The 24,945-nt window shown below is 65.1% G+C and carries 23 protein-coding genes and 1 tRNA gene; 12 read left to right on the top strand and 12 right to left on the bottom strand.

Annotated features, from left to right (window positions below):
* Positions 1 to 4 precede the first annotated feature (4 nt).
* Complete coding sequence (locus tag G6N68_RS16475; protein ID WP_163714300.1) at positions 5 to 577, top strand: TetR/AcrR family transcriptional regulator; 573 nt, start codon at positions 5 to 7, stop codon at positions 575 to 577.
* Positions 577 to 2,118 (top strand): glycerol-3-phosphate dehydrogenase/oxidase, encoded by a 1,542-nt coding sequence (locus G6N68_RS16470; protein ID WP_163714297.1) that lies wholly within the window; start codon positions 577 to 579, stop codon positions 2,116 to 2,118. The genes G6N68_RS16475 and G6N68_RS16470 overlap by 1 nt, the downstream gene beginning before the upstream one ends.
* 52 nt (positions 2,119 to 2,170) lie before the next feature.
* Here G6N68_RS16470 and G6N68_RS16465 read toward each other — a convergent pair whose 3' ends face one another.
* Positions 2,171 to 2,353: a hypothetical protein gene (locus G6N68_RS16465; protein ID WP_163714294.1), complete on the bottom strand. Its 183-nt coding sequence runs from the start codon at positions 2,351 to 2,353 to the stop codon at positions 2,171 to 2,173.
* 435 nt (positions 2,354 to 2,788) lie between these two features.
* Between G6N68_RS16465 and G6N68_RS16460 the strand changes: the two genes are divergently transcribed.
* From G6N68_RS16460 to G6N68_RS16450, 3 genes are all read left to right on the top strand, one after another.
* Positions 2,789 to 3,979 (top strand): PPE family protein, encoded by a 1,191-nt coding sequence (locus G6N68_RS16460; RefSeq protein WP_163714291.1) that lies wholly within the window; start codon positions 2,789 to 2,791, stop codon positions 3,977 to 3,979.
* A 115-nt stretch (positions 3,980 to 4,094) separates the two neighbouring features.
* Positions 4,095 to 5,027, top strand: coding sequence for an aromatic alcohol reductase (locus G6N68_RS16455; protein WP_163714287.1), 933 nt, complete (start codon positions 4,095 to 4,097; stop codon positions 5,025 to 5,027).
* A gap of 144 nt (positions 5,028 to 5,171) precedes the next feature.
* Entirely contained in the window at positions 5,172 to 6,500 is a 1,329-nt protein-coding gene (locus G6N68_RS16450; protein ID WP_163718707.1) for an MFS transporter, read from the top strand.
* A gap of 107 nt (positions 6,501 to 6,607) precedes the next feature.
* Here the strand turns inward: G6N68_RS16450 and G6N68_RS16445 are convergent, their stop codons facing one another.
* The 8 genes from G6N68_RS16445 to aceE all read right to left on the bottom strand — a co-directional run bounded on the left by G6N68_RS16445 (position 6,608) and on the right by aceE (position 17,485).
* On the bottom strand, positions 6,608 to 7,495 hold the full coding sequence (locus G6N68_RS16445; RefSeq protein WP_205351352.1) for a type IV toxin-antitoxin system AbiEi family antitoxin: 888 nt from the start codon (positions 7,493 to 7,495) through the stop codon (positions 6,608 to 6,610).
* Between the two features lie 155 nt (positions 7,496 to 7,650).
* Positions 7,651 to 9,072, bottom strand: coding sequence for an acyl-CoA carboxylase subunit beta (locus G6N68_RS16440; RefSeq protein ID WP_163714285.1), 1,422 nt, complete (start codon positions 9,070 to 9,072; stop codon positions 7,651 to 7,653).
* Positions 9,073 to 9,151: 79 nt separating this feature from the next.
* Positions 9,152 to 10,405 carry a 3-oxoacyl-ACP synthase KasB gene (gene kasB, locus G6N68_RS16435; RefSeq protein WP_163714282.1) on the bottom strand — a complete coding sequence of 418 codons (1,254 nt, stop codon included), beginning with the start codon at positions 10,403 to 10,405 and terminating at the stop codon, positions 9,152 to 9,154.
* Between the two features lie 26 nt (positions 10,406 to 10,431).
* Positions 10,432 to 11,682 (bottom strand): 3-oxoacyl-ACP synthase KasA, encoded by a 1,251-nt coding sequence (kasA, locus tag G6N68_RS16430; RefSeq protein ID WP_163714279.1) that lies wholly within the window; start codon positions 11,680 to 11,682, stop codon positions 10,432 to 10,434.
* On the bottom strand, positions 11,679 to 12,026 hold the full coding sequence (acpM, locus tag G6N68_RS16425) for a meromycolate extension acyl carrier protein AcpM (RefSeq protein WP_069421213.1): 348 nt from the start codon (positions 12,024 to 12,026) through the stop codon (positions 11,679 to 11,681). Before acpM ends, kasA begins: the two co-directional genes overlap by 4 nt.
* A gap of 71 nt (positions 12,027 to 12,097) precedes the next feature.
* On the bottom strand, positions 12,098 to 13,006 hold the full coding sequence (locus G6N68_RS16420; protein WP_163714276.1) for an ACP S-malonyltransferase: 909 nt from the start codon (positions 13,004 to 13,006) through the stop codon (positions 12,098 to 12,100).
* A 140-nt stretch (positions 13,007 to 13,146) separates the two neighbouring features.
* Positions 13,147 to 14,475, bottom strand: coding sequence for a PucR family transcriptional regulator (locus G6N68_RS16415; RefSeq protein WP_163714271.1), 1,329 nt, complete (start codon positions 14,473 to 14,475; stop codon positions 13,147 to 13,149).
* Positions 14,476 to 14,692: 217 nt separating this feature from the next.
* Entirely contained in the window at positions 14,693 to 17,485 is a 2,793-nt protein-coding gene (gene aceE, locus G6N68_RS16410) for a pyruvate dehydrogenase (acetyl-transferring), homodimeric type (RefSeq protein WP_163714268.1), read from the bottom strand.
* 162 nt (positions 17,486 to 17,647) lie between these two features.
* Here aceE and G6N68_RS16405 point away from each other — a divergent pair, with 162 nt between their 5' ends.
* The 6 genes from G6N68_RS16405 to G6N68_RS16380 all read left to right on the top strand — a co-directional run bounded on the left by G6N68_RS16405 (position 17,648) and on the right by G6N68_RS16380 (position 21,824).
* The gene (locus tag G6N68_RS16405; protein WP_163714265.1) at positions 17,648 to 18,250 is read left to right on the top strand and encodes an Rv2240c family protein; all 603 of its coding nucleotides are present in this window, start codon (positions 17,648 to 17,650) and stop codon (positions 18,248 to 18,250) included.
* A 75-nt stretch (positions 18,251 to 18,325) separates the two neighbouring features.
* The gene (locus G6N68_RS16400; RefSeq protein ID WP_069421208.1) at positions 18,326 to 18,748 is read left to right on the top strand and encodes a DUF3052 domain-containing protein; all 423 of its coding nucleotides are present in this window, start codon (positions 18,326 to 18,328) and stop codon (positions 18,746 to 18,748) included.
* The gene (locus tag G6N68_RS16395) at positions 18,748 to 19,209 is read left to right on the top strand and encodes a peroxiredoxin (protein ID WP_163714262.1); all 462 of its coding nucleotides are present in this window, start codon (positions 18,748 to 18,750) and stop codon (positions 19,207 to 19,209) included. Before G6N68_RS16400 ends, G6N68_RS16395 begins: the two co-directional genes overlap by 1 nt.
* Positions 19,210 to 19,260: 51 nt before the next feature.
* Positions 19,261 to 19,335: transfer RNA gene (locus G6N68_RS16390), tRNA-Val, on the top strand.
* 166 nt (positions 19,336 to 19,501) lie between these two features.
* Positions 19,502 to 20,590 (top strand): phosphotransferase family protein, encoded by a 1,089-nt coding sequence (locus tag G6N68_RS16385; protein ID WP_163714259.1) that lies wholly within the window; start codon positions 19,502 to 19,504, stop codon positions 20,588 to 20,590.
* A gap of 25 nt (positions 20,591 to 20,615) precedes the next feature.
* Positions 20,616 to 21,824: an acyl-CoA dehydrogenase family protein gene (locus tag G6N68_RS16380; protein WP_163714256.1), complete on the top strand. Its 1,209-nt coding sequence runs from the start codon at positions 20,616 to 20,618 to the stop codon at positions 21,822 to 21,824.
* A 25-nt stretch (positions 21,825 to 21,849) separates the two neighbouring features.
* Here the strand turns inward: G6N68_RS16380 and G6N68_RS16375 are convergent, their stop codons facing one another.
* Both G6N68_RS16375 and G6N68_RS16370 read right to left on the bottom strand, forming a co-directional pair.
* The gene (locus G6N68_RS16375) at positions 21,850 to 22,902 is read right to left on the bottom strand and encodes a PGAP1-like alpha/beta domain-containing protein (RefSeq protein ID WP_205351351.1); all 1,053 of its coding nucleotides are present in this window, start codon (positions 22,900 to 22,902) and stop codon (positions 21,850 to 21,852) included.
* Between the two features lie 52 nt (positions 22,903 to 22,954).
* Entirely contained in the window at positions 22,955 to 23,287 is a 333-nt protein-coding gene (locus tag G6N68_RS16370; protein WP_163714253.1) for a hypothetical protein, read from the bottom strand.
* A gap of 61 nt (positions 23,288 to 23,348) precedes the next feature.
* Between G6N68_RS16370 and G6N68_RS16365 the strand changes: the two genes are divergently transcribed.
* Positions 23,349 to 24,002: a nitroreductase family protein gene (locus tag G6N68_RS16365; protein WP_240355503.1), complete on the top strand. Its 654-nt coding sequence runs from the start codon at positions 23,349 to 23,351 to the stop codon at positions 24,000 to 24,002.
* On the opposite strand, the gene G6N68_RS16360 is transcribed toward G6N68_RS16365, so the two are convergent.
* Positions 24,003 to 24,929, bottom strand: a complete 927-nt coding sequence (locus tag G6N68_RS16360) for a short-chain dehydrogenase/reductase (RefSeq protein ID WP_163714249.1) — start codon at positions 24,927 to 24,929, stop codon at positions 24,003 to 24,005.
* Between the last annotated feature and the right edge of the window lie 16 nt (positions 24,930 to 24,945).

Genomic DNA, 24,945 nt, shown 5'->3' with positions numbered 1-24,945 from the left:
ACACATGCTGTCAATCGGTAACGATCCCAATTTGGACATCGGGGATCGCATACTGGCGGCCGCGGCGAGCTGCGTGATGAATTACGGCGCCGATCGGGTGACGCTGGCCGAGATCGCCCGGCGCGCCGGCGTGAGCCGCCCGACCGTCTACCGGCGTTGGCCGGATACGAACTCGATCATGTCGACGCTGCTGACCAACCACGTCACCGACGCCATGCGAGAGGTGCCGTTCGACGGCAACGACCGCGAGTCCTTGGTGAAGCAGGTGGTCGCGGTGGCTGACCGGTTACGCCGCGACGAACTGATCATGTCGGTGATGCATTCCGAACTGGCCCGCGTCTACATCACCGAGCGCTTGGGCGCCAGCCAGCTGTTCCTGATCGAGGGACTGGCGGCCCGTCTGGAAATGGCGCAACGCGACGGCAGCGTGCGCCCCGGCGACCCCCGTCAACTCGCGACGATGATCCTGCTGATCGCGCAGTCCACCATCCAATCCGCCGACATCGTCAAGCCGGTCCTCGACGACGAAGCGCTTGCCGCCCAACTCACCTACGCACTGAACGGATACCTGGCCTGATGGAGAACTCGAGCGCCCTCAATGCCGCACGCCGCACCGCGGACCTCGCCGCACTCGCCGACGGCGAGCCGCTGGATGTCGTCGTCATCGGGGGTGGCATCACCGGGGTGGGCATCGCCCTGGATGCGGCTTCGCGCGGACTGCGAACGGCCTTGGTGGAAAAACACGATCTGGCCTTCGGTACCAGCCGGTGGAGTTCGAAGTTGGTGCACGGCGGGCTGCGCTATCTGGCCAGCGGCAATATCGGGATTGCCCGACGCAGTGCCATCGAACGCGGAATCCTGATGCGCTACAACGCCCCTCATCTGGTGCATGCCATGCCGCAGCTGGTGCCGTTGCTGCCGTCGATGAACCACCTGAAGCGTGCGCTGGTGCGCGGTGGGTTCTTGGCCGGCGACGGCTTGCGGGTGCTCGCGGGAACGCCGTCCTCGATACTGCCGCGCTCACGCTGGATTTCGGCGCGCCGCGTCGTGGAGCTGGCACCGACCGTTCAGCAAGAGGGGCTGTCCGGCGGTTTCCTCAACTATGACGGGCAATTGATCGACGACGCCCGACTGGTTACGGCGGTGGCGCGCACCGCCGCCCAGCACGGCGCGCGGATTCTGACTTATGTGGCCGCGTCCGAGGCCACCGGAACATCGGTGCGGCTGACCGACCAGCGCACCGGACAGTCGTTCGATGTGTCGGCGCGCGCCGTGATCAACGCGGCCGGGGTATGGGCCGGTGACATCGACAACTCGTTGAAGTTACGGCCAAGCCGCGGAACGCATCTCGTCTTCGATGCGGCCGCGTTTGGCAATCCGACTGCGGCACTGACCATTCCGATTCCCGGTGAACTGAACCGGTTCGTGTTCGCCATGCCCGAGCAGTTGGGCCGAATCTATCTGGGGCTGACCGACGAGGACGCGCCGGGCCCGATTCCGGATGTGCCAGAGCCCTCTCCGGAGGAGATCTCGTTCCTACTGGACACGGTGAACACCGCTTTGGGGACGGCGGTCACGCCCTCGGATGTGATCGGCTCGTACGCCGGGTTGCGACCGCTGATCGACACCGGCGGGGGCCGTACCGCGGATGTCTCGCGCGACCACGCCGTCTTCGAGTCGCCGTCGGGCGTGATCAGCGTCGTCGGAGGCAAGCTGACCGAATACCGTTACATGGCAGAGGATGTGCTCGACCGGGCCATCGTCCTGCGGCAGCTGCAGGCCGGTGAATGTCGTACTCGTCGGCTGCCGTTGATCGGCGCCCAGGCCAATCCGGGACAGGCCGCCGGGCCCGTCGGGCGACTGCCGGATTCTTTGGTGGCGCGATTTGGGGCCGAGGCGGCACACGTCGTCAAGGCCGCCACATGTGAGCGGCCCAAGGATCCGGTTGCAGAGGGTATTGACGTGACGCGGGCCGAGTTCGAGTACGCGGTGACTCATGAGGGCGCGTTGAGTGTCGATGACATTCTTGATCGCCGGACGCGCATCGGCCTGGTTCCGCGTGACCGTGAGCGGGTGGTAGCTGTGGCCGAGGAATTCGTCAGCTCGTCTGTGGCATGAGGGTTGCGCGCTGAACGTGAACGGCGCCACATCGTTTCGGTGATCCCCACTGCTACAGTTGAAGTACTTTGAGTTTTCGCAGTGCAGCTGTTAATTCGCGATGGTCACCCCGCCAGACGGCTATCGCGATAATCGCCGCACTGTTCCTTTGCGCCGCTGCCGTAGGGTTCTGGGCGTTGCCGCTCGGCATCGCAACCGAGACATCGCCAATCACGGCGGCGACGTCGCTGAACACGCTGGACACCCCTGCGGTGCAGGCCAACGGCTTTACCGCCGCGGCGGGCCGGCACCGCATCGGGTCGTCGTCGACGGATGACACCGCCACCAAGAGCACTGGTTTTAGGCGCGATCGGGGCCGGATCTTGTCGGTGAACGAATCTCGTTGGTCCTGGTCGCAGCCGTCGGCCGGGTGGGTGGGGGAAACTCAGCGTCAACCCGACGTCCGCTCCCGTGCGCCAGCGAATTTACCTGGCAGACAAGATCTTTTGACCCTATTCTGTGTGGCACGCTGCTGATCATTCGCGGCAGTTTGCATCTCACGCGGCCCGTGCGGCCGTGAACCCTTCCTTGTAGTCGTTTGGTAGTCGCTTTGGCGCGGCTCTGCGCTTCTTCTTGTTCGCGGCTGCCGTGCGTCTTAGGACGCCAATCTTGACCAGATAAGAGAAATGCAATGGATTTTGGGGCGTTGCCACCAGAGGTCAATTCCAGTCGGATGTATACCGGTGCCGGGGTCGGGTCAATGTTGACCGCCGCAGCGGCCTGGGATGCCCTTGCCGCGGACTTACACGTCACCGCCGGTGGTTATCAGTCGGCAATCGAGGAACTGACTCAGTCTTGGATGGGCCCTTCGCTAATGGCGATGGTCGGTGCGGTCACGCCGTATCTGGCGTGGCTGCGGACCACCGCCTCGCAGTGTCAGCAGGCGGCCAGCCAGGCCGCCGCCGCTGCGGCTGCGTATGAGGCCGCGTTCGCGATGACGGTGCCGCCACCGATGGTCGTGGCGAACCGCGTCCAGTTGGCGGCGTTGATCGCCACCAACATATTGGGGCAGAACACACCGGCCATCATGGCTACCGAGGCGGAGTACGCCGAAATGTGGGCTCAAGATGCGACAGCGATGTACGACTACGCGGCCAGTTCGGCGGCAGCCGCATCCTTGACCGCCTTCACGCCGCCACCGCACACGACCAATCCAGGCGGGCTAGGCGCGCAAAGCGGTACCGTCTCACGTGCGATGTCCTCTGTGCCCCAGGCTCTTCAGACGCTGGGCACCCCAGGGGCGTCTGCCGCGTCGGGTCCAGCCACGGCTCTTTCCGGCCTCAGCGGCTTGCCTGCCGGCAACGGTGTGTTCAAGAGCTTGGGCAAGGGCGCCGGCGCACTCGAGGGGGCCGTGACCGGCCTGACCGGGCTGAGCGGTAGCCAACTGAGTTTGGTCGAGGACAGCGCGGGACTCGGCATGGACGCGGTCGGTCTCGTCGCTTTGGACGGTGGGGGTGTTGGTCTGGACGTGGTCGGTGTAGGCCTCGACGTCACCGGTTTCGGGGAATTGAGCGAATCGGCGGGATTAGAAGCCCTAGGCGGCCTCGGATCGATAGGTGGGGTGTCCGCGGGTCTGGGCCAGGCGAGCTCACTCGGGACGTTGTCGGTGCCGCCCAGTTGGGCCGGCGCGCTGGCGGTGCCGGCATCTGAAGCCGGGGCAGTAGGGCCGGGAGTCGTCCCCGGCGCTCCGGCCGCGATGCCAGTTAGTACTGCGGTCTCGAAAATACCGCTGGGCGGTATGGTCGGGCGCTCGTCGGAAGGCCCAATTCAGCGAATTGGGATGCGCAGCACTATCATTCCGCACTTGCCAGGGGCAGGGTAGTAGCCCTCGAGGCTAGGATATGCACTCGTGGCAGCGGACTTGCAGTTACCGATGCCACGGTGCTCATCCGCGTCACCATCATGCTGGCCCCGGTCTCGAAACAAGGAGAGCCGCAATGACCACCGCGACCCCCACCCGATTCCTGGTGATCGGCGCCGGCGAACTCGGCCAAGCCATGATCACGGCCCTCACCGGCCACATTGGCGCTCAGCACCTCGACGACACGGTGACGGTTCTGCTGCGACCACCCACCGATGGGCGGCCGCAGCGACTCGAGGGGCTCACCTCCGCGCCAGTGGCCGTCGTCCACGCCGACATCGCGTCAGCGTCACCTTCGGAACTGGCCGAGATCTTTGACGACTACGACACCGTGATCAGTTGCCTGGGCTTCGCGGCGGGAGCCGGCACCCAGCGCAAGCTGACCTCCGCCGTGCTGGCTTCCGGTGTGAAGCGTTACCTGCCATGGCAATTCGGCGCCGACTACGACCTCATCGGACGCGGCAGCCCGCAAGACCTCTTCGACGAACAGCTCGACGTCCGTGAGCTGCTGCGCGCCCAACACCAAACCCACTGGATCATCGTCTCCGCCGGCATGTTCACCAGCTTCGCGTTCGAACCCGATTTCGGTGTCGTTGACACCGCCACCCGCACCGTGCGGGCACTTGGCAGCTGGGACACCGAACTCACCCTCACCACCGCCGAAGACATCGCGAAGTTGACCACCGCCGTGCTCTACACACCACCGCCCATCGTCGACGACGTCGTCTACATTGCCGGCGACACCATCACCTACCGCGAGCTCGCCGACATCGTGGACCGCACCCTGCACACGCAGGTCTCCCGGGTCGAACTCTCCGTCGAGCAACTCCACGACGAACTCGCCGCCGACCCCACCGACACCATGAAGAAATACCGGGCCGTCTTCGGCGAAGGTGTAGGAGTCGCCTGGCCCAAGGAGCAGTCCTTCAACGCCAGACACAACATCCCCACCACCACCGCCGAGCAGTGGGCCCGACAACACCTCACCTCACCAGACCGCTCCGCCTGACCACACGATATGTGCATCGGATCGGGCCGCGCGGTGACCGTGGTGGGAGTTGGCTAGGCCGACGGCTATCGTCGCGGTGTGACGAATTCGCGCTCTCAGCAGAAGTGGGCGCGCGACGAGATCACGGTGACCGATCGAAGTGCAATGTCGCGAGCGATCACGGGTACCGCGATCGGAAACGTCATGGAGTGGTTTGACTTCGGGGTCTACGGCTACATCGCCACCACGATTGCGCAGGTGTTTTATCCCGGCAACAGCGTCAGCGCGGTCCACCTCATCGCCACCTTCGGCACCCTGGCGGCGGCCTTCGTGGTGCGTCCGCTGGGCGGCATGATCTTTGGCCCGCTGGGTGACCGCATCGGTCGCAAGCGGGTGCTGGTGATGACGATCCTGATGATGACGTTCGGTACGACCATGAGCGGCCTACTTCCCGGCTACAGCGCGATCGGCATCTGGGCGCCGATCCTGCTCGTCGTCGCCCGCGTCTTCCAGGGCCTGTCGACCGGGGGCGAATTCGTCGGTGCGATGACCTACCTGGTTGAGCAGGCACCGGACCGCAAGCGCGGCATGCTGGTCGGGTTTCTGCCGTTGGGCAACCTGATCGGTTTTGTGGCCGCCGGATTCCTGGTGACCGGGCTCGAGGCGTGGCTACCGAACGATGCCTGGCTGGCCTGGGGCTGGCGAGTTCCGTTGCTGCTGGCGGCGCCGCTGGGTTTGATCGCGCTGTACATGCGGCTGCGGCTGGGCGAGTCGCCGGCGTTCACGCAGGCGCATCAGGATGCCGAGGCCGAGGAAGGCGGCCGGGAACGATTCCGGCACACAGTCGTCGAGCAGTGGCGGCCGATGCTGATCTGCGCCGCTTTGGTGCTCACGTCTCAGGTCGCCGATTTCATGGTCACCGGCTACCTGCCGACCTACTTGAAAACTATTGTGCACGTGGCCGAAACGCCCGCACTGGTGATGATCGTGGCCACCTTGGCCGTGTTGATGGCGACGATTGTGTTCGTTGCGAAGCTGTCGGACCGGATCGGCGTCAAACCGATCATGCGCACCGGCTGCGGTCTGCTGATCGTGGCGTCGATCCCGGCGTTTTTGCTGATGCGCTTCGGCGGTGGCTATCCGGTGATCTTCATCGGCGTGTTGCTGATCGGACTGATGGAGTTGTGTTTCGACAGCACGACGCCCTCGGCGTTGCCGGCGCTGTTCCCCACCAGGGTTCGCTACGGCGCGTTGGCCATTTCGTACAACTTGTCGATATCCACCGTCGGGGGTGTCACCCCGTTGATCGCCCAAGCGTTGATCTCGGCGACCGGCAACGAGATGGTGCCGGCCTACATGCTGATGTTCGCCGGGGTGGTAGGCGTGGTCACGCTGTTGTTCACCCCGGAGGTCGCCGGCAAGCCGCTACCCGGGTCGGGTCCTGCGGTCGAGACCGAGGAGGAGGCCCGAGCACTGGCCTTTGACAGCGGCTAGCTTCGGCGAGCAGACGCAAACTTGTACGTTTCGGGCTCCAGACGTACAAGTTTGCGTCTGCTCGCGGGGGATGACGGGAAAGGGCGGGGGATGCGGGAGGGCGGGAGTTAACTGGCTTGGCGTGCGCGGTTTAGGTGGCTGAGTATTCTCTCCGCGAGCCTTGCGGGTTGGCGCCTAACATCCTTGGCCACAATCGGGATGATCGTCCACCCCACCTCTTGAATGCCGCCCCAGCGTTTCTTGTCTCGGACCATGTCGGTTGGCCCGGAATGCCATTCAAAGCTTTCGTACTCAGCGGCTACGCGGGCTTCGGGCCACGCGAAGTCGACGCGCCACACCTCCCCGTTTACGCCGTAGATCGGGTATTGGAGTTCGGGACGCGGCAGGCCGTAGTCGATCATCACGAGGCGGGCTTCGCTCTCCATGGGTGACTCCGCCCGCCCGTCGGCCAAGGGTAAGAGTTCCCGGACTGCAACAATCCCGCGCCGGCCCCGCTGCTCGTCGACGGCCACCTCAATCTCGTTGCGAGTGCACTGCATTGAATGCAGTGCAGCGTCCAGTGTTGCGAGGGCGCGCGGACGACTCAGTTGTCTTGCGACCTCCACTGCTGTCCAGGCCGGTGCGGTCGCGAGACGTCCCGATACCCTCTGCAGCCGGGCGCCCACGCGTTGGTGAACCATCAACCCAACTGTGGGTCGCATCCGCACGCCAGGGTCGAGAACGTGAACCGCGGTGGTGTTCTCCGTGTCAAACCCGTACAACGCGGCGGCGGTGCCCAGGCATGCGACGGCAGGCTGCCCGATCAGAATGTCGAGTGCGGCCAAGCGTCTCGAAAGATCCGGTTGCTGAGCCGCGTAGATGCCGCGCCATACGCGAACTAGCCCACCTTTTTTCACTTGGACGTCGAGCTGCACGCGGGTCATGACCGACAGGAGTTGCGGGGTCGTGGCGAAGCCACCGGATTCCGCTAAGAGCCTTATCGCGTCGGGATGCACCGCCAGAGCATCGACAATGTGCGCCGGAGTGGCGAGTCACCCCTGGGGACAAGTGGTGAGCAGACGCAAACTTGTATGTTTCGGGCCCGAAACATACAAGTTTGCGTCTGCTCGCGGGGGAGGGGTGACCCCCTCGCGGGAAAAATATCCCCTTTTTACAGCGGAATGTTCTTGTGGCGGCCGCGGCGGGCGGGGGCTTGCGCGAGCGCCTCGGTCAGCTTGCTGCGCGTGTGGGCGGGGTCGATCTTCTCGTCGACCACACCGATCTCGATGGCGCTGTCCACACCACCGGCGATCCGCTCGTGCTCGGCGGCCAGCTGGTCGTGCAGCGCCTCGCGCTCGTGCTCCGGCGCGGCGGCCAGCTTCTTCTTGTGCAGGATGCCGACGGCCGCCTTGGCGCCCATCACCGCGACCTCGGCGTCCGGCCACGCGAACACCTTGGTCGCGTTGAGCGACCGGGAGTTCATCGCAATGTAGGCCCCGCCGTAGGTCTTTCGGGTGACCAGGGTGACCCGCGGAACGGTGCATTCGCCGAACGCATGCAGCAGTTTGGCGCCGCGGCGCACCACGCCACCCCACTCCTGGTCAACACCCGGCAGATACCCGGGAACGTCGACAACAACCACCAACGGGATGCCGAAGGCGTCGCACAGGCGCACGAAACGTGCTGCCTTCTCAGCGCTTTCGGAGTTCAAGCAGCCGCCCAGTCGCAGCGGGTTGTTGGCCAGCACGCCGACGGTGCGACCCGACAACCGGCCCAGGCCGACCACCATCGACGGCGCCCAGTTGGCCTGGAACTCGTCGAACGGCGTGTCCGAGTCGAGGATCGCGGACACGATCGGATGCACGTCGTAGGCGCGCCGAGGTGACTCGGGAAGCAGCGCGTGGATGTCGGTGTCACCGGCTTCGGCCTTGGTGCGGTCGAAATGTCCTTGCTGGCAGAACAATCCGACCAGCCGGCGACCACGCTCGTAGGCGTCGAGTTCGTCGTCGGCGACGATGTGGCACACCCCGGACTTCTTGTGGTGGGTTTCCGGACCACCGAGAGACGCCATGTCGACGTCCTCGCCGGTGACACTGCGGACCACGTCGGGGCCGGTGACGAAGACCCGGCTTTCCGGCGCCATCACGACGACATCGGTCAGCGCGGGCCCGTAGGCGGCGCCGCCGGCCGCGAAGCCGACGACCACCGAGATCTGCGGAATGTAGCCCGAGGCGCGAATCATGGCCTCGAACACCGTGCCGACCGCATGCAGCGCCCGCACACCCTCGGCCAGTCGGGCACCGCCGGAGTGCCAGATGCCCACGATGGGGCACTGCTCTTCGATGGCGGTGTCGTAAGCGTTGACGATGTGCTGGCAGCCCTCGGTGCCCATGGCACCGCCCATCACGGTTCCGTCGGTGCAGAACGCGATGGTGCGTACACCGTTCACGGTGCCGGCCGCGGCCAGGACACCGGAACGGTCACGCTCGTGGAGCAACTCGACGCTGCCGTCGTCGAGGAAATTGCTGAGACGCAGCAGTGGATCGCGGGGGTCGAGCGACTCGTTAACCGCCTCGGGGGCCATGATTGTCATCGCAGGTCTCCTGTAGTTCCGTGTTGCTCTGGGTTGATCCGACGATCCTCGACGATCCTTGGGTTTCTCTTGCGTTTTCCTAGTAGCGCCCAAACGCGATGGCGACGTTGTGTCCGCCGAACCCGAACGAGTTGTTGATCGCGTAGTTGTAGGTGCCAGGCCGCGGCTTTCCGGCCACCACGTCCAGATCGATCTCTGGGTCGAGGTTGACCAAGTTCAGCGTTGGCGGAACCACCTGATCCCGCAGCGCCAGCACCGTCAGGATGGACTCCACCGCTCCGACCGCACCCACCGAGTGGCCGAGCGCTGACTTAGGTGCATACACCGCAGGCTTGTGGCCCTTCAAGGCGTTGTTGATGGCTCGGCCTTCGGCCACGTCACCAACCTGAGTGCCGGTGGCGTGGGCGTTGACGTGGTCGATGTCTTGCGGAGTGAGCCCAGCGAGCTGAATCGCACGCGTCATTGCATGCCCCGCACGCTCACCATTGGGGTCGGGCGCCACCATGTGGAAACCGTCCGACGTGATGCTGGCGCCCATGATGCGCGCCAGGATGTTGGCGCCGCGTGCCTTGGCGTGCTCCTCGGTCTCGATCACCAACAACGCGGCAGCTTCGCCGAACACGAAGCCGTCACGGTCCCGGTCGAACGGGCGACAGGCACCCGGCGGGTCGTCGTTGTTGGTGGACATGACGATGCGCATGTTGGCGAAGCCGGCGATCGGCACCGCTTCAATGCGGGTTTCCACGCCACCGCAGATCGCTATGTCGGCCTCGCCGAGCACGATCTGCTGCCACGCGCGGGCGATACCCTCCGACCCGGACGCACACGCCGACACCGGCGTCATCACCCCGGCCTTGGCGTGGCGCTCCAACCCGACGGCAGCGGCGGCGCCGTTGGGCATGTACTTCTGCACGGCCAGCGGCGAAACCGCCCGGAAGCCACGCATCCGCATTTCGTCGTACCCGAAGACAAGCTCTTCTGCCGAGCCCAGCCCGGTGCCGATCGACACCGCCAAGCGGTTGGTGTCGACCTCCGGCGACCCGGTGTTCTCCCACACCCGTCGGCCCATGACGGTCGACATTCTCTGCAGGTAGGACATGCGGCGAAGTTCAACCCGCGTGAGTTGGCTGTCGAACTCTTCCAACAGGTGCCCGCCGATGCGCACGGGCAGGTTGAACTCCTCAACGAAGGGATCGTCGAGTGTGCGGATGCCACTTTGGCCATCCAGCAACAACTTCCAGGTGTTTTCGACGTCGGTAGCCAACGCGGTCGTCATGGCAACGCCAGTGACGACCACGTTGGGCAACGCTTTCCCGGTAACCAGTTCGGTCATGGGTTTACCGAAGTTTCCTCTCGTACTTAGTAACGCCCAAACGCGAGCGAAACATTGTGACCGCCGAACCCGAACGAGTTGTTGATCGCGTATCGGTAGTCGCCGTGGCGGGGTTCGCCGGCGACGACATCGAGGTCGATCTCGGGGTCAGGAGTCTCATAGTTCAACGTGGGCGGTATGACGCCGTCCCGAAGGCTCAATACCGTGAGTACTGACTCAAGTGCGCCGACGGCGCCGATGGAGTGACCCAGCGACGACTTCGGTGCGTACACAGCGGCATGCTGGCAACCGGCGGCCCGGATCGCGTTCGCCTCCGCGGCGTCCCCGATCGGCGTTGCGGTTCCGTGGGCGTTGATCAGGTCGACGTCCTTGGGCGACAAACCGGCCAACTCCAGCGAGCGCGTCATTGCGCGGCCGGCGCGAACGCCGTCCGCCGCGGGCGCCACCATGTGGAAAGCGTCCGAGGTTATGCCAGCACCCATCAGGCGTGCCAGTGGCTTGGCGCCGCGGGCCTTGGCGTGCTCCTCGGTCTCGATGAGCATGAGCGCCCCGGCCTCGCCGAACACGAATCCGTCACGGTCCTTGTCGAAGGGTCGCGACGCACGCTCGGGTTCGTCGTTGCGCGTCGACATGGCCCGCATCATCGAGAACGCCGCGATGGGCAACGCTTCGATGGGGCCCTCGACACCGCCACACACGGCGACGTCAGCGTCGCCCATGACGATCTGACGCCACGCGTGAGCGATGGCCTCCGAGCCCGACGAGCAGGCCGACACCGGAGTGATGACACCGGCACGGGCCCCGAGCTGCAAGCCAACCACCGCCGCAGCACCGTTAGGCATGATCATCTGAACGGCGAGCGGGGACACCTTGCGGGGCCCGCCCTCATTCATAAGGTCGTAGCTCTCAACGATCCGTTCGGCACCACCCAGGCCGGTACCGACCACGACGCTGAACCGATCGGGGTCAACCTCCGGAGTGCCAGCGGATTCCCAAAGGTTCTGGCTCAGGAACTTGGCCATGCGCTGGACGTACGACATGCGGCGCATGTCGAGCCTGCCCATGTGGATGTCGACCGACTCCTTGAGGTGGCCACCAATCCTGACGGGAAGGTCCCACTTAGTGACGAAGTCGTCTTCAAGGACGCGAATGCCGCTTTCGCCAGCTAGTAGAGCCTTCCACGTGCTTTCGACGTCAGGCGCGAGCGATGTCGTCGCTGTGACGGCGGTTACCACAACGTTGGGGTAACCGCCATTAGCAGTGGAAGGCTTGGTCACTTGCTTTCTGCTTCCAGCCTCGCCTTGACGTTGGCGACAGCCTCGGGGTTCTCGGTCTCGAGCTTGGCCCGCAGCGCCTCGGCGGCCTCGGGGTTCTCTTCCTCGAGCTTCTGGATGTAGGCGACGACGTCACCGACGGTGCGCAGACCGGCGAGGTCCTCGTCCGGGATCTTCACGCCGTACTTGTCCTCGGTCTGCACAGCGATCTCAACCATCGACAACGAGTCGATGTCCAGGTCGTCGACGAACGACTTCTCCGGGGTGACCTCGGAGGGCTCGATACCGGTGACCTCTTCGATGATTTCGGCAATACCGGCGATGATTTCTTCCTGAGATACGGCCACGACTTGCTTCCCTTCGTAATGTGTTGTGTGTAAATCGAAATGACGTACTTGTTGGTTAGGTCGAGCGGCAGTTAGAGGTTCGCCAACTCGTCCAGATCTGCGGGCGACTTGACGGCGCGCGTCGGAACCCCCCGAAGTTCTCGTTTGGCGATACCGGTGAGCGTGCCCGCTGGGGGGAACTCCACGATCGCCTCGACACCCTGCTCACGCAAGGTGGCGGTGCACAGGTCCCAGCGCACCGGCTGGGTGAGTTGCGCGACCAGCGTCTCCATTGCCGCGGCCGCCGAAGTCACCGGCTTGCCGTCGCGGTTGGACAGCAGCATCGCAGTGGGCTCGGAGACCGTGATCCGCTGCGCTGCGGCGGAGTACCCGTCCAGAGCCGAAGCCATGAACTCGGTGTGGAAAGCGCCGGCAACACCCAGCGTACGCACCCGGGCCTTGGCCGGCGGGTCTTCGGCCAGCTTCTCCAGCGCGGTCAACCGACCGGCGGCGACGATCTGGCCGGCGGCGTTGCGGTTGGCGGGGACCAGGTCGAGCTGCTCGAGGCGGGTCAGCACCTCGGTCTCGTCGCCGCCGAGCACCGCGGACATCCCGGTCGGCTCACTGGCGCAGGCCTTGGCCATCTCCGCGCCGCGGGTGGCGGCCAGCGCGACGGCGTCGTCGGCGGGCATCACACCGGCGATCGCATAGGCAGCGATCTCGCCGACCGAGTGACCAGCGACGACGAAGTCCCGTCCGCTGAGCAGCCCACGGTTTGTCATTTCCCGATGAGCCAGCAGCGTGGCGGCAACGATCAGGGGCTGGGCGATCGCGGTGTCGGTGATTTCCTCGATCGACGCGGTGGTGCCCAGTCGCGCCAAGTCAAGACCGCTGGCGTTCGACCATGCAGCAATCTGGTCCGCCGCGCCGGGCAGTTCCAGCCACGGCGACAGCATTCCTTCGCTCTGGGAGCCCTGTCCGGGCGCAAGCAACGCAATCACGTGTCTAAGAGAACACTGTGAAGAGGGTTTTGCGGGGTGTATCAGATTATGAACCTCGTCTTAGGTTTTTGTAGATACCCTACAAAATAGCCTCGTAAGCTACATGTTTGAGATCCGGCCGCGATGTGAGGCATAAATCACTATCGCCCAGACGGGCTCACCGTACCCCCTCTGACCGGCGGCGGAGCGGCTGAGACCTGATTGTTATTGACGTTAGCGTTTTGCGTTGGGTAGTTGAGCTGACCGACGGTCGACGCCACACGCAGGACATACGCGTCGCGCGGTTGGGTGGGATCGCGGCCGGTGAAGTCGGTGATCCGTTTGAGTCGGTAGCGGACGGTGTTTGGATGAACGAACAACTTCCTGGCACAAGCCTCAATAGCTCCGCCACAATCCAGATAAACGTCGAGGGTTTCGATGAGCGTTGGTCCGGCGTCGGCCAGCGGCCGCATGACGTCGGTGTGGAGTGCGACGATCGCCGATGCGTCGCCCATCAGGGCGCGTTCCGGCAGTAGTTCACGGGCCAGTACGGGACGCGGTGCGCCGCGCCAGCCAGCAACGGCGTTCATCCCCGAGATCGCTTCGCTGGCGCTGTGATACGCGGCCGTCAGCATGGGCGCGGTCGGCCCGATCACCACCGGGCCGTCGGCAAAGGCGTCCAGCAGTTCCTTGGTGAATTTGTCGGTCAGCGACACCGGGCCGGACACGATGGCCACCAGCCACGTGCCGTGGACGTCGGTCAGCGCCTGTCGGCCGTGGCGTAGGGCGATATCGCGCACCGTCTGGCTGGCCCGTCCGCTGCCGCTCTGCGGGTCTGACCCGTCGCGCCCGGGTGCCGGGATGCCGACGACGACCGTCGCCGGAGCGGTCGTGTCCCAGTTCAATGCGGCTGCGCGGGAAAGCAGTTCGGGTCCGGTGTCACCGCGGACCACCGCGTCGACGACGCTCGCTTCCATCCGGCTGTCCCAGGTACCTCGCGCTTCGGCGGCGTCGGCGTAGGCGGTGGCGGCGGTGAACGCCAGGTCGCGGCTGTACTTCAGGATGCCGACGGTCAGCGCGGTCAACTGCTCTTCGGAGCGGGCCAGCAGCGGCACCACTTCTTCGAAGAATTCCATCGTGACCCGCACCATCTCCACGGTGTTGCGCAGGGCGATGCGTCGGGTCAGGTCCTGGGGTACCAATTCGAATGCCTGCGCGGTGTAGCTGACGTTGCTGTGCGGGTCGTTCATCCACTCGACGAAGTTGACGACGGCCGTCTGCACGACCAGGGCGACGCTGGCGCGTTGCGAGGCCTCCAATTCGGCGAAGAACGGCAACCGTTCCTGCATGGCCGAGACCGCTTCGGTGGCCAGTCGACCGGAGTAGTTCTTCAATCTGCGCAGCAGCGACTCGGGTACCGCGTCCACCAGTTCGAGGGGGGATTTGAGAGACCCAGGCCGCGCGGGTTGGCCGAAGTTATTGTCGCTCACTCCTAAAACCTACGCCTTTTTTATGGCAGTTTCCGCTAACTCGGTGGGGGGATGCGGAGTGGTTGCTCGGGCGGCCGGGCGCATGGCGGTTGGGCGCGCGTGCCGGTTCGCCGAGCGTCACGTTGGCGTGGCGTTGAGCGGTGAGCGTTGCGCTGGCGTGACGCTCGGCGGCGGGCGGGGGCGGCGACGGGCGGCGGGTGCGGCCGCGAAACGCTGGTTATGTCGCGGTGCCGGCGTCTTCGGACTGCCCCGAGGTGGCCTGCACGTCGTCGATCTTGTACCGCTGAGCGGCCTCGACGGCCGCCGACTGGTCGATTTCGCCGTCGCGAGCCAGCGCCGCGAGCACCGCGACCACCTGCGATTCGGCGTCAGTGTTGAAGTAGCGACGAGCCGCGGGACGGGTGTCGGAGAAGCCGAACCCGTCGGTGCCCAGCGTGACGTAAGTGCCGGGTACCCAGGGCCGGATCTGCTCGGGGACCGCCCGCATCCAGTCCGACACGGCGACGACCGGGCCGGTGGTGTCGGCGAGCACCTTGGTCACATACGCCTCACCGGCCGGTCGGTCGGGGTGGCGCAGCCGTTCGCGCTCCACCGCCACCCCGTCGCGGTTGAGTTCGCTCCAACTGGTCACCGACCACACGTCGGCGGCCACATCCCAGTCCTCGGCCAGCATGTCGGCGGCCTTGAGCGCCGACGGCATCGACACCCCCGATGCCAGCAGCTGTGCGGTCTTGGAACGCTTCTCCGGCGCCGCCCGGTAGCGGTACATGCCCCGCAGCACGCCTTCGGGGTCGAAGTTCTCCGGTTCCGGCGGCTGCGGGTAGGGCTCGTTGTAGATGGTCAGGTAGAAGTACACGTTCTCCGGGTCCTCGCCGAACATCCTGGCCAGCCCGCTTTCGATGATGTAGGCGATCTCGTAGGCGTACGCGGGGTCGTAGGACACCACCGCCGGGTTGGTGGCCGCCAGCAGCAGCGAGTGGCCGTCGGCGTGCTGCAGGCCCTCACCCGTCAACGTGGTGCGGCCCGCGGTGGCGCCCAGCACGAAGCCGCGCGCCATCTGGTCGGCCGCGGCCCAGAAGCCGTCGCCGGTGCGTTGGAAGCCGAACATCGAGTAGAAGATGTAGATCGGGATCATCGGCTCGTTGTGCGTCGCATACGACGTGCCGGCGGCGATGAAGGAGCCCACCGAGCCGGCTTCGTTGATGCCCTCGTGCAGGATCTGACCGATTTCGCTTTCCTTGTAGGCCAGCATCAGCTCGGCGTCCACAGCGGTGTACAGCTGCCCGTTGCGGTTGTAAATCTTGAGCGAGGGGAACCAGGAGTCCATGCCGAAGGTGCGCGCCTCGTCCGGAATGATCGGGACGATTCGCTTGCCGATTTCCTTGTCGCGCAACAGTTCTTTGAAGGTGCGCACCAACGCCATGGTGGTGGCCACCGCTTGGTTGCCCGACCCCTTCTTCAGCGCCTTGTAGGCGTCGCGGCCCGGTAGTGTCAGCGCCTTGGTCTTCGTTCGGCGTTCCGGGACGAAGCCGCCCAGCGCGCGCCGCCGGTCGAGCATGTATCGGATTTCGGGGGCCTCGGGACCGGGGTGGTAGTACGGCGGCAGGTAGGGGTCTTCCTCCAACTGCTCGTCGCTGATCGGAATCCGCATCGCGTCCCGGAAATGCTTAAGGTCTTCCAGCGCAAGCTTTTTCATTTGGTGAGTGGCGTTGCGGCCCTGGAAGTGCGCGCCCAGGGAGTAGCCCTTGATGGTCTTGGCCAGGATCACCGTCGGCTGTCCCTTGTGGGCGAGGGCGGCGTGGTAAGCCGCATAGACCTTGCGATAGTCGTGCCCGCCGCGCTTGAGATTCCAGATCTCGGAGTCGGTCATGTCCTTGACCAGTGCCTTGGTCCGCGGGTCGCGTCCGAAGAAATGGTCGCGCACGTAGGCGCCGTCGTTGGCCTTGTAGGTCTGGTAGTCGCCGTCGGGAGTGGTGTTCATCAGGTTCACCAGCGCGCCGTCGCGATCGGCGTGCAGCAGCGCGTCCCATTCGCGGCCCCACACCACCTTGATGACGTTCCAGCCCGCGCCGCGGAAGAACGACTCCAGCTCCTGGATGATCTTGCCGTTGCCGCGCACCGGGCCGTCGAGGCGCTGCAGGTTGCAGTTGATGACGAAGGTCAGGTTGTCCAGACCCTCCAACGCGCCGATGTGGGCCAGGCCGCGGCTTTCCGGCTCGTCCATCTCGCCGTCACCGAGGAAGCACCACACGTGCTGATCGGAGGTGTCCTTGATGCCCCGGTCGTGCAGATAGTGGTTGAACCGGGCCTGATAGATGGCGTTGAGCGGGCCCAGACCCATCGAGACGGTGGGGAACTCCCAGAAGTCGGGCATGAGCCTGGGGTGCGGGTAGGAGGGCAACCCGCCACCGGAGTGGCTGTGCTCCTGACGGAAGCCGTCCAGCCGTTCCGCGGTCAGGCGCCCCTCGAGGAACGCGCGGGCGTAGATGCCCGGTGATGCATGGCCCTGGATGAACACCTGGTCGCCGCCACCGGGATGCGACTTACCCCGGAAGAAGTGGTTGAAGCCGACCTCGTAGAGCGCCGCCGACGACGCGTAGGTCGAGATGTGGCCGCCGACGCCCACACCTGGGCGTTGTGCGCGGTGCACCATGATCGCGGCGTTCCACCGGATCCAGGTCCGGTAGCGACGTTCCACATCCTCGTCACCGGGGAACCATGGCTCCAGTTCGGTCGGGATGGTGTTGACGTAGTCCGTCGACGTCAGAGCGGGAATGGAGACCCGCTGCTCGCCGGCTCGCTCGAGGAGTCGCAGCATGAGGTAGCGGGCCCGTGCGGGCCCGGAACGGGCCAACAAGTCGTCGAACGACTCCAGCCACTCCGACGTCTCCTCGGGGTCGATGTCGGGCAGATAGGAGGCAACTCCTTCACGAATGACACGGACCCGGTCGGGTTCGCTTGTGCTGCTTGAACTCTTGGCCAGATCTTGGCGAGCGAACTCGGTGGTCAACTTCCGCTCCTCAGTCGGCGGGGGATGCTGTTTAGGGGCAACTCGAGTGATCCACCCCCTATCGTGCCGCACTCGTGTCCGATGCGGATAGCCACGGCTCTCGGTTGCTTCTGATGTGCGTGGGGATTGAGTTGCTGACGGGAACCGGTAACGTTTCTAGCCGTGCTCATCGGATGGCGTGCCGTCCCTCGCACGCACGGGGGGTTTTCTCCCTTCCGTGACCGTCGGCGAGGTGCCCTGGCGCTCGGCTCTGTAGCGGCTGTGTTGCTGGGGATCGTGGGGTGTACCAAGGTCACCGAAGGTTCGGCCACGCCGGATACCGCAGTGGCGCCCGCCTATCGCTCGTCGGTGTCGGCGTCGGTGTCGGCGTCGATTGCGACGTCCAGCGTCCGGGAGTCGCAACGGCAGGTGTCTCTGACAACCAAGGCGATCCACAATTCCTGTGACACGCTCGCCACCACCAGCAACGAGGCCATCGACAAGGTCAACGCCTTCGTCGAGGCGTTCAACGCAAACCGGAACACCGGCCCCACTGAGGGGCCGGCCATCGAAGCGTCGAACAACAGCGCCACGGCCGTGACGAACAGCATTACCGAAGCGATAAGCCCCGAATTGCGCGATGCGCTCAACGCGTACAGTGACGCTTCGCGGGCCGTCGCGAACGCCATCGCGACCCACCAGCCGACGGGGGAGTTCAACCGGCGGGTCAATCAACTCAACGACGCCAGGTCAAAGGCGATCAAAATCTGCAAGACGTACTACTAAGACGGAGATTCCGGCAGGGTGCTGGTTGTGCGACGATAATTGCCATCGCATCCGTTGGGTAAGGGAGGTTCCACGGTGGTCGCGGCGGATCACGCCCCGAGCTACGCTCGCAAGCTGGGCATCCAACGAGACCAAGTTGTCCAGGAGTGGGGCTGGGACGAAGACACTGACGACGATATCCGCGCAGCGGTCGAGGAGGCCTGTGGTGCCGACTTGCTCGACGAGGACACCGACGAGGTTGTCGATGTCGTCCTGCTGTGGTGGCGCGACGGTGACGGAGACTTGGTGGACACCCTGATGGACGCGATCAGCCCGCTCGCCGATGACGGCGTGATCTGGGTGCTGACGCCGAAGACGGGTCGGCCGGGGCATGTGCTGCCCGCCGAGATCGCCGAGGCCGCACCCACCGCGGGTCTGGTGCCGACGTCGTCGGTCAACTTGGGCAACTGGAGCGCAAGCCGGCTGGTGCAGCCGAAGACCCGGGCCGGGCGGCGCTGATGCTGGAACTCGGAGTCCCCGCCCCCGACTTCACGTTGCGCGACCAGAATCAACAGCGCGTCACGCTGAGTTCGTACAAGGACAAGAAGAACGTGCTGCTGGTGTTCTTTCCGCTGGCGTTCACGGGGATCTGTCAGGGCGAGTTGGACCAGGTGCGCGACCACCTGCCGGAGTTCGAAAACGACGACAGCGCCGTGCTGGCGATTTCGGTGGGCCCGCCGCCGACGCACAAGGTCTGGTCCACCCAGAACGGGTTTCTGTTCCCGGTATTGTCCGACTTCTGGCCGCACGGTGCGGTGAGCCAGGCCTACGGCGTCTTCAACGACGTGGCCGGCGTTTCCAACCGAGGTACCTTTGTGGTCGACCGGTCGGGGATCATCCGGTTTGCGGAGATGAAGCAGCCCGGTGAGTCCCGCGATCAACGGGCCTGGACCGACGCTCTGGCAGCGTTGAAGTCCTGACCGTTTTGGGTGCTTGGCCCTTCGGCGTGTAGCCTGCTGCGCCGGGGCATAGGGCGCGTAGCTCAGTGGTAGAGCTCTGGTTTTACACACCAGCGGTCGGCGGTTCGATACCGTCCGCGCCCACCATTTCTTCCGCGCGCGGCGGTCGCTCGACGAGGGTGACCTCGACGCCTCCATCTGGACCGTGGGTACCGTGATGGGCTGATCCACGACATCCCGACGTATGAGGGCGATCTGGCGACGGAAGCCTCGGGGGATACACACGACATCGACGTCGGCCGGAGGAGCCTTGATGACAAAGCGCCACGATCGTGGTGACTCTGACGCCGCCGTGGCGGAACACAGCTTCCGCGCCGACGTCGTACCGCAGAACTGGGAGGCGCTGGGCGCCTGGCTGCGCGGTCGCGGGATGACGCTCGATGCGACGGAACCCCGCCAGTTCGCGAACGGCCTGGCCAACCTGAACTACCTGATCTGGGTCGATGGCCAACCCGTGGTACTGCGCCGCCCACCGAGCGGACCGCTGGCCGAGGGCGCCAGTGACATGGCGCGCGAATTCCGGGTGCTGAGTCGCCTGCACGCGCATTACCGCCGCGCCCCGCGGGCGGTCGCCTTCTGCGAGGACACCTCGGTACTCGGCGGCCCATTCCAGCTGATCGAATATCGGCCGGGAACGGTCGTATCCGACACGATTCCCGGGGAACTCGCCCATGTCCCCGCCGCCCGGCTTGCCGACGAATTCGTGACCGCACTCGCGGACCTGCACTCGATCGACCTCGACGCGCATCCGGAGCTCCGCGAGCTCGGGCGCCCGGACGGCTTCATCGCACGGCAGATCGGCGGTTGGAAGCGGCGGGCCGACAATGCGTTCGACGGATCGCCGCCGACGACGGTCGAGCACATCGTGTCCTGGCTGGAGACCGCCGCACCCGAGCCGTGCGTGAAACCAACTGTGCTGCACAATGATTTCAAGTTCGACAATGTGATCTTCGACGAAACGGGCGCGGCCGCCGCCGTGATCGATTGGGACATGTCGACGCTGGGCGATCCGCTCTTCGATCTCGGCGTCACCCTGTCATACTGGGCGCAGCCCGACGACGCCGAAGTCATTCGCGAACTTGGATTGGCGCCATCACTGCAGCCAGGCTTCCCGGACCGAAAGGCGCTCGCGGCCAAGTACTTCGCCGCGGCTGGACGCGAAGCCGTGCCGGTGGGGTTTTACCTGGCGTTGGGCCGATTGCGGCTCGCGATCGCTTGGCAGCAGATGTTCGTGCTGCATCAGCGCGGGGCGCTCGTCGGCCCGAAGTACGCCGAGTTCAACCGCATCGCGAATTCGGTCTTGGCTGTGACGGCAGATTCTCTTTCAACAGAACACATTTGATCACTTACACGAACAGGACGGCTCCGTGATCGACTTCTCCGTACCCCAGGAACTGACGGCACTCGGCGAACGAGTCCGCAAGTTCGTCATCGACGAAATCATTCCCTACGAGCGCGATCCGCGACTCACCCAGCACGGTCCCAACGACGAGTTGCGGCAGGAGCTCGTCGAGTTGGCCCGCAACCACGGGCTGCTCACCCCGCAGGCGTCCCCGCGATTCGGCGGCAAGGGCATCTCGCACATCGAGCAGTCGGTGATCTACGAGGCGGCCGGATGGTCCACCCTCGGCCCCGTCGCGATGAACTGCGCTGCGCCGGACGAGGGCAACATGTTCCTGCTCGACAAGCTGACGACCGACGAGCAGGCCGAAGTCTTCCTCAAGCCCGTTCTCGACGGGCGCTTCCGCTCGGTGTTCGCAATGACCGAACCCGGCGGCGCGGGTTCAGACCCATCGCAACTGCTCACCGAAGCGCGACGCGACGGCGACTCCTACGTCATCAACGGCCGAAAGTGGCTCATCACCGGAGCCAACGGTGCGGGCACCTGGATCATCATGGCCAACGTCGTCGACGACGGAAACCCCAGCGGGCCAACGTTGTTCCTCGCCAAGGGCGACGATGACGGCATCGTCATCGAACGGGTGATGAACTCGATGGACCGCAACTATGTCGAAGGGCACGGCGTGGTCGTCTTCGACAACCTGCGGGTGCCCGCGGCAAACGTGCTCGGCGAAGTCGGCGAGGCGATGCGATACGCGCAGATGCGTTTGGCCCCGGCACGTCTCACGCACGCCATGCGCTGGCTGGGCGCCGCCTCACGAGCTCAGCACATCGCCCTGGAGCATGCGAAGACCCGAACCGCGTTCGGCTCGCCGATCATCGACCATCAGGGTGTTGGATTCATGCTGGCGGACAACGAGATTGCGCTCACTCAGTGCCGCTTGGCGATATGGCACACGGCCTGGGTTCTGGACCAGGGGCACAAGGGGCGGCACGAGAGTTCGATCAGCAAGGCGTTCGTGTCCGAGGAGCTGTTCAAGGTTGTCGACCGTTGCATTCAGGTCATGGGGGGCATCGGAGTCACCGACGAAACGCCGATCGAGATGATCTTCCGGGACATCCGCGGGTTCCGGCTCTATGACGGGCCGACGGAGGTCCACAAGTACGCGATCATCCGGCGGATGAACCACGTCGGCTCGACGGCGGCGCGGGTGCCGGGATCAGACACCGTCTGAGCCGCGATTCCGACTAGCGCACTGGCTAGCGACGCGATGGTTCGGGGCAGTCCTGCCGGTTGGCGGTGTCGAGCGCCGAAGGTGCGTCCTTGATCGCGTTGTGCAGCACGTCGAACACCCGTGGATCCCACGTGAGCCCGGTCTTCCAGTCCAGCCCGGCCAGGTTGGACACGTAGATGCTGTGGGTGTCGTCGAAGGTGTAGCAACGCCGGTGCGGCAGCACCGAGTCGGGGATGTCGGTGGCCAGCGCGCTGCTAAGCGCGACGATGCCGTCATTGGGCCACACCGCCGGATTCACCTGACCGGATTTCGTGAACCTGTTGCCACCGATCAGCACCACCGGAATCTTGTCGAGTTGGCCGGCCTGAAACTGGTTCCAGCCGTTGTCACCCATCAGGTAGGCCTGGGTGACCTCGCGCCCGGAGCCCGATACCAGGCGCTGTACCTCGGTCTTGAATTGCTTCATGGCGTCTTCGCAGAGCCGCTCGCCGAGGCAATCACTAAGCGGCACTTTGTCGTTGGCGTAGTCGGCCACATAGGCGCCCTGCCAAGGTGTGCCGATGGTGGTCAGCGAGCGGATCTTGAGTGTCGACTTGATGCCCGTAAGGACCCGGATGGCGGCGCGCGAATACAAGCCACCCATGGAATGGCCGATCAGGTCCACCTCGGTCACGCCCTTTTCGGTCTGCAGCCAGGTCAGGAACCGGGCCAGACGCTCACCCGCGGTGTCGATGCTGCCCTGCGAGTTGACCGTCATGGTTTCGGGCAAGATGACCGGACACATCGAGAAGGGACCGAAACCGGTCTGATCGGTAACTTGGCCGCGGCCCGCCATGGCGGGGGAGGTGTAGACGGTGTAGCCCTGCTTGAGCAGGTACTCGCGGATCGCGGTGTCGGTGTTGCCCGCGGCCAGCCCCGCGGCGCAGGCCTGGTCGGGGGTGGTGAAGGGGCTCGTTGCGTCCCCACCGGAAACGATCACCACCGCTTGGCCGGCCGCAGGCTTGTCAGAGGAATTGTTTCCGCCACCGCAGCCGGCCAACACCAGCACTACCGCGATAACCGCCAGCAATCGCAACATGTGCCGTAAGACTAGTTTGATGACGGTGAAAGCGGCCTAACCGGGCGACGACTCACTGCGCCTTGGTCCACGGCGTGCAGCCGTGGGTGATGAAGTTCGCGACCAACGGCGGCTGAATTACTGCGACGAGCGTCTTGGTGGGGCTCCCGCTGTCGCCCGTCAGGAACTTCCAATCGCTGGTCCAGGTGCTGAACGAGCAAGCGCGCCCAAAGTCGTTCCGGTCGACGCTGGCGGTGTAGACGCCGTAGGGAAGTTGGCTGGGCACCGCATACGTGCCGGCTCCATACGTCGCGTCCGCGTGCGCCGATGGACAGGCAAGACAGACCAGAATCAGCACCGACAGCCCACCGCCGGACTTCTTCAGGGACGCTCGGGTCGGTCGCATCAGCTCACGATAGGTTCCCCGAGCATTGCCAGCGAGGTCACGAGTTGTTGGAATCGTGGTCATGACGAACCCAGAACCCCTGAACATGCCGCTCGAAGAAGCGATGCGCACCCAGCGCGCGATTCGCCGGCTCAAGAGCGACCCGGTCGACGATTCGCTGGTACTGCATCTCCTCGAACTGGCGATGAAGGCGCCGACGGGCTCGAATGCGCAGAATTGGGAGTTCATCGTCGTCAAGGACCGCGCGGTGGTGGGCAAGCTGGCACGTTTGAATCGCGCCGCGATAAATGTCTTCGGCCCGTTCTATAAACGTGCCCTGGAAAAGCGCATGGACGAGAAGATGCTGCGCATCGAGAAGGCCGTGCGATGGCAGGCGGACCACTTCGAGGAGATCCCGGTCATCGTCGTTGCCTGCCTCAAAGGCGTCATCCCGCCTCGCCCCAATATCGCTGTCACCAGCGCTTACGGGTCCATCTATCCCGCGGTGCAAAACCTGTTGCTGGCGGCGCGTGCAGCGGGGCTGGGCGCAGCCCTGATCACGCTGCCGCTATGGAACACGATCGCGGCCAAGCGTGCGTTGGGCCTGCCGTGGAATGTCACGCCGGTCGCGGTGGTCCCGCTGGGCTGGCCGAAGGGCAAGTACGGTCCCACGACGCGTCGGCCGGTTGGCGAGTTCGTTTCGCTGGACCGGTACGGCAACCGCGCGTTCCAGTAGTCAGGTCGAGCCGTCGCTGTCGGTTTCGGCGCCGGTGATCGCGGCCGCGACGTCGGCGTTGTGCAGCAGGATGCTGTCCATCAGCCGCGTCGTGATGCCGCGCGTGGCGAGCATTGGTCCCACCCAGGCCGGCGCGGTGACCCGAGCGGCGCGACGCTGGACGCCGTCGAGAACCGCCTCGGCGGCGTCGGCGACCGTTATCGGCCGAGTGAGAAAGCTCGGGACCGCCTGGCGCACCTGAGCCGCGTGCTGTTGGGAAAAGACGTCGGCCGCGAGGTCGGTGTCGATGAAGCCAAGGTAGGCGATGCCGACGGTCACCCCGTGCGGCGCAAGCTCAACCCGCAGCGCCCGGGCCAACTGTTCGACGCCGGCTTTACTCACCGCGTAGGAGGCGGCCAGCACCCCGTTGAAGAACGCGTAGATGGAACCCACGAACAAGATGTGCCCTTGCCGCTCGATCAGAGCCGGCAGGGTCGCTCGGGCGGTCCGCCACTGACCGAGCAAATCAACCTCAACGGTCCGCTCGAAATCATCGGGTGAGATCCCCGCAACGGTTTGGTCGGGCGGCGCAATCCCAGCGTTGGCCACCACCACGTCGATCCCGCCGAAGGTGGCCACCGTCTCTTCCGCCGCCCGCTGCAACTTGTCGACGTCGGTGACGTCGGCTTCGAAAGCGGCGGCGCGGTCCCCGAGAGCCCCGGCAAGCTCCTGCAACGGTTCCAGACGGCGGCCCACCAAAGCCACATAGGCGCCGTGCGCGTGCGCCTGGCGGGCGATTTCTGCGCCCAGACCGCGGGCTGCGCCGGTGACGAAAACAACTCGCCCCTCTAACGGCAGGCTGTACTGGCTACCCAGGACGCGGCTAACGACCGGCAGTGACCGCGCAATCCGCGAGGTCGTACGGGTGAGCGCTCGAATGGATTGCATGCATGCTGTGTTACCG

Source organism: Mycobacterium bourgelatii (assembly GCF_010723575.1).
Classification (GTDB): Bacteria; Actinomycetota; Actinomycetes; order Mycobacteriales; family Mycobacteriaceae; genus Mycobacterium; species Mycobacterium bourgelatii.
This window is presented reverse-complemented; position numbering and strand designations above follow the sequence as displayed.

What these genes read in the sequence shown, in the direction of transcription:
- G6N68_RS16475 (WP_163714300.1), top strand. Translation starts at nt 5, where the DNA reads ATGCTGTCAATCGGTAACGATCCCAATTTGGACATCGGGGATCGCATA.
- G6N68_RS16470 (WP_163714297.1), top strand. Translation starts at nt 577, where the DNA reads ATGGAGAACTCGAGCGCCCTCAATGCCGCACGCCGCACCGCGGACCTC.
- G6N68_RS16460 (WP_163714291.1), top strand. Translation starts at nt 2,789, where the DNA reads ATGGATTTTGGGGCGTTGCCACCAGAGGTCAATTCCAGTCGGATGTAT.
- G6N68_RS16455 (WP_163714287.1), top strand. Translation starts at nt 4,095, where the DNA reads ATGACCACCGCGACCCCCACCCGATTCCTGGTGATCGGCGCCGGCGAA.
- G6N68_RS16450 (WP_163718707.1), top strand. Translation starts at nt 5,172, where the DNA reads ATGTCGCGAGCGATCACGGGTACCGCGATCGGAAACGTCATGGAGTGG.
- G6N68_RS16440 (WP_163714285.1), bottom strand. Translation starts at nt 9,072, where the DNA reads ATGACAATCATGGCCCCCGAGGCGGTTAACGAGTCGCTCGACCCCCGC.
- kasB (WP_163714282.1), bottom strand. Translation starts at nt 10,405, where the DNA reads ATGACCGAACTGGTTACCGGGAAAGCGTTGCCCAACGTGGTCGTCACT.
- G6N68_RS16395 (WP_163714262.1), top strand. Translation starts at nt 18,748, where the DNA reads ATGCTGGAACTCGGAGTCCCCGCCCCCGACTTCACGTTGCGCGACCAG.
- G6N68_RS16385 (WP_163714259.1), top strand. Translation starts at nt 19,502, where the DNA reads ATGACAAAGCGCCACGATCGTGGTGACTCTGACGCCGCCGTGGCGGAA.
- G6N68_RS16375 (WP_205351351.1), bottom strand. Translation starts at nt 22,902, where the DNA reads ATGTTGCGATTGCTGGCGGTTATCGCGGTAGTGCTGGTGTTGGCCGGC.
- G6N68_RS16370 (WP_163714253.1), bottom strand. Translation starts at nt 23,287, where the DNA reads ATGCGACCGACCCGAGCGTCCCTGAAGAAGTCCGGCGGTGGGCTGTCG.
- G6N68_RS16365 (WP_240355503.1), top strand. Translation starts at nt 23,349, where the DNA reads ATGACGAACCCAGAACCCCTGAACATGCCGCTCGAAGAAGCGATGCGC.
- G6N68_RS16360 (WP_163714249.1), bottom strand. Translation starts at nt 24,929, where the DNA reads ATGCAATCCATTCGAGCGCTCACCCGTACGACCTCGCGGATTGCGCGG.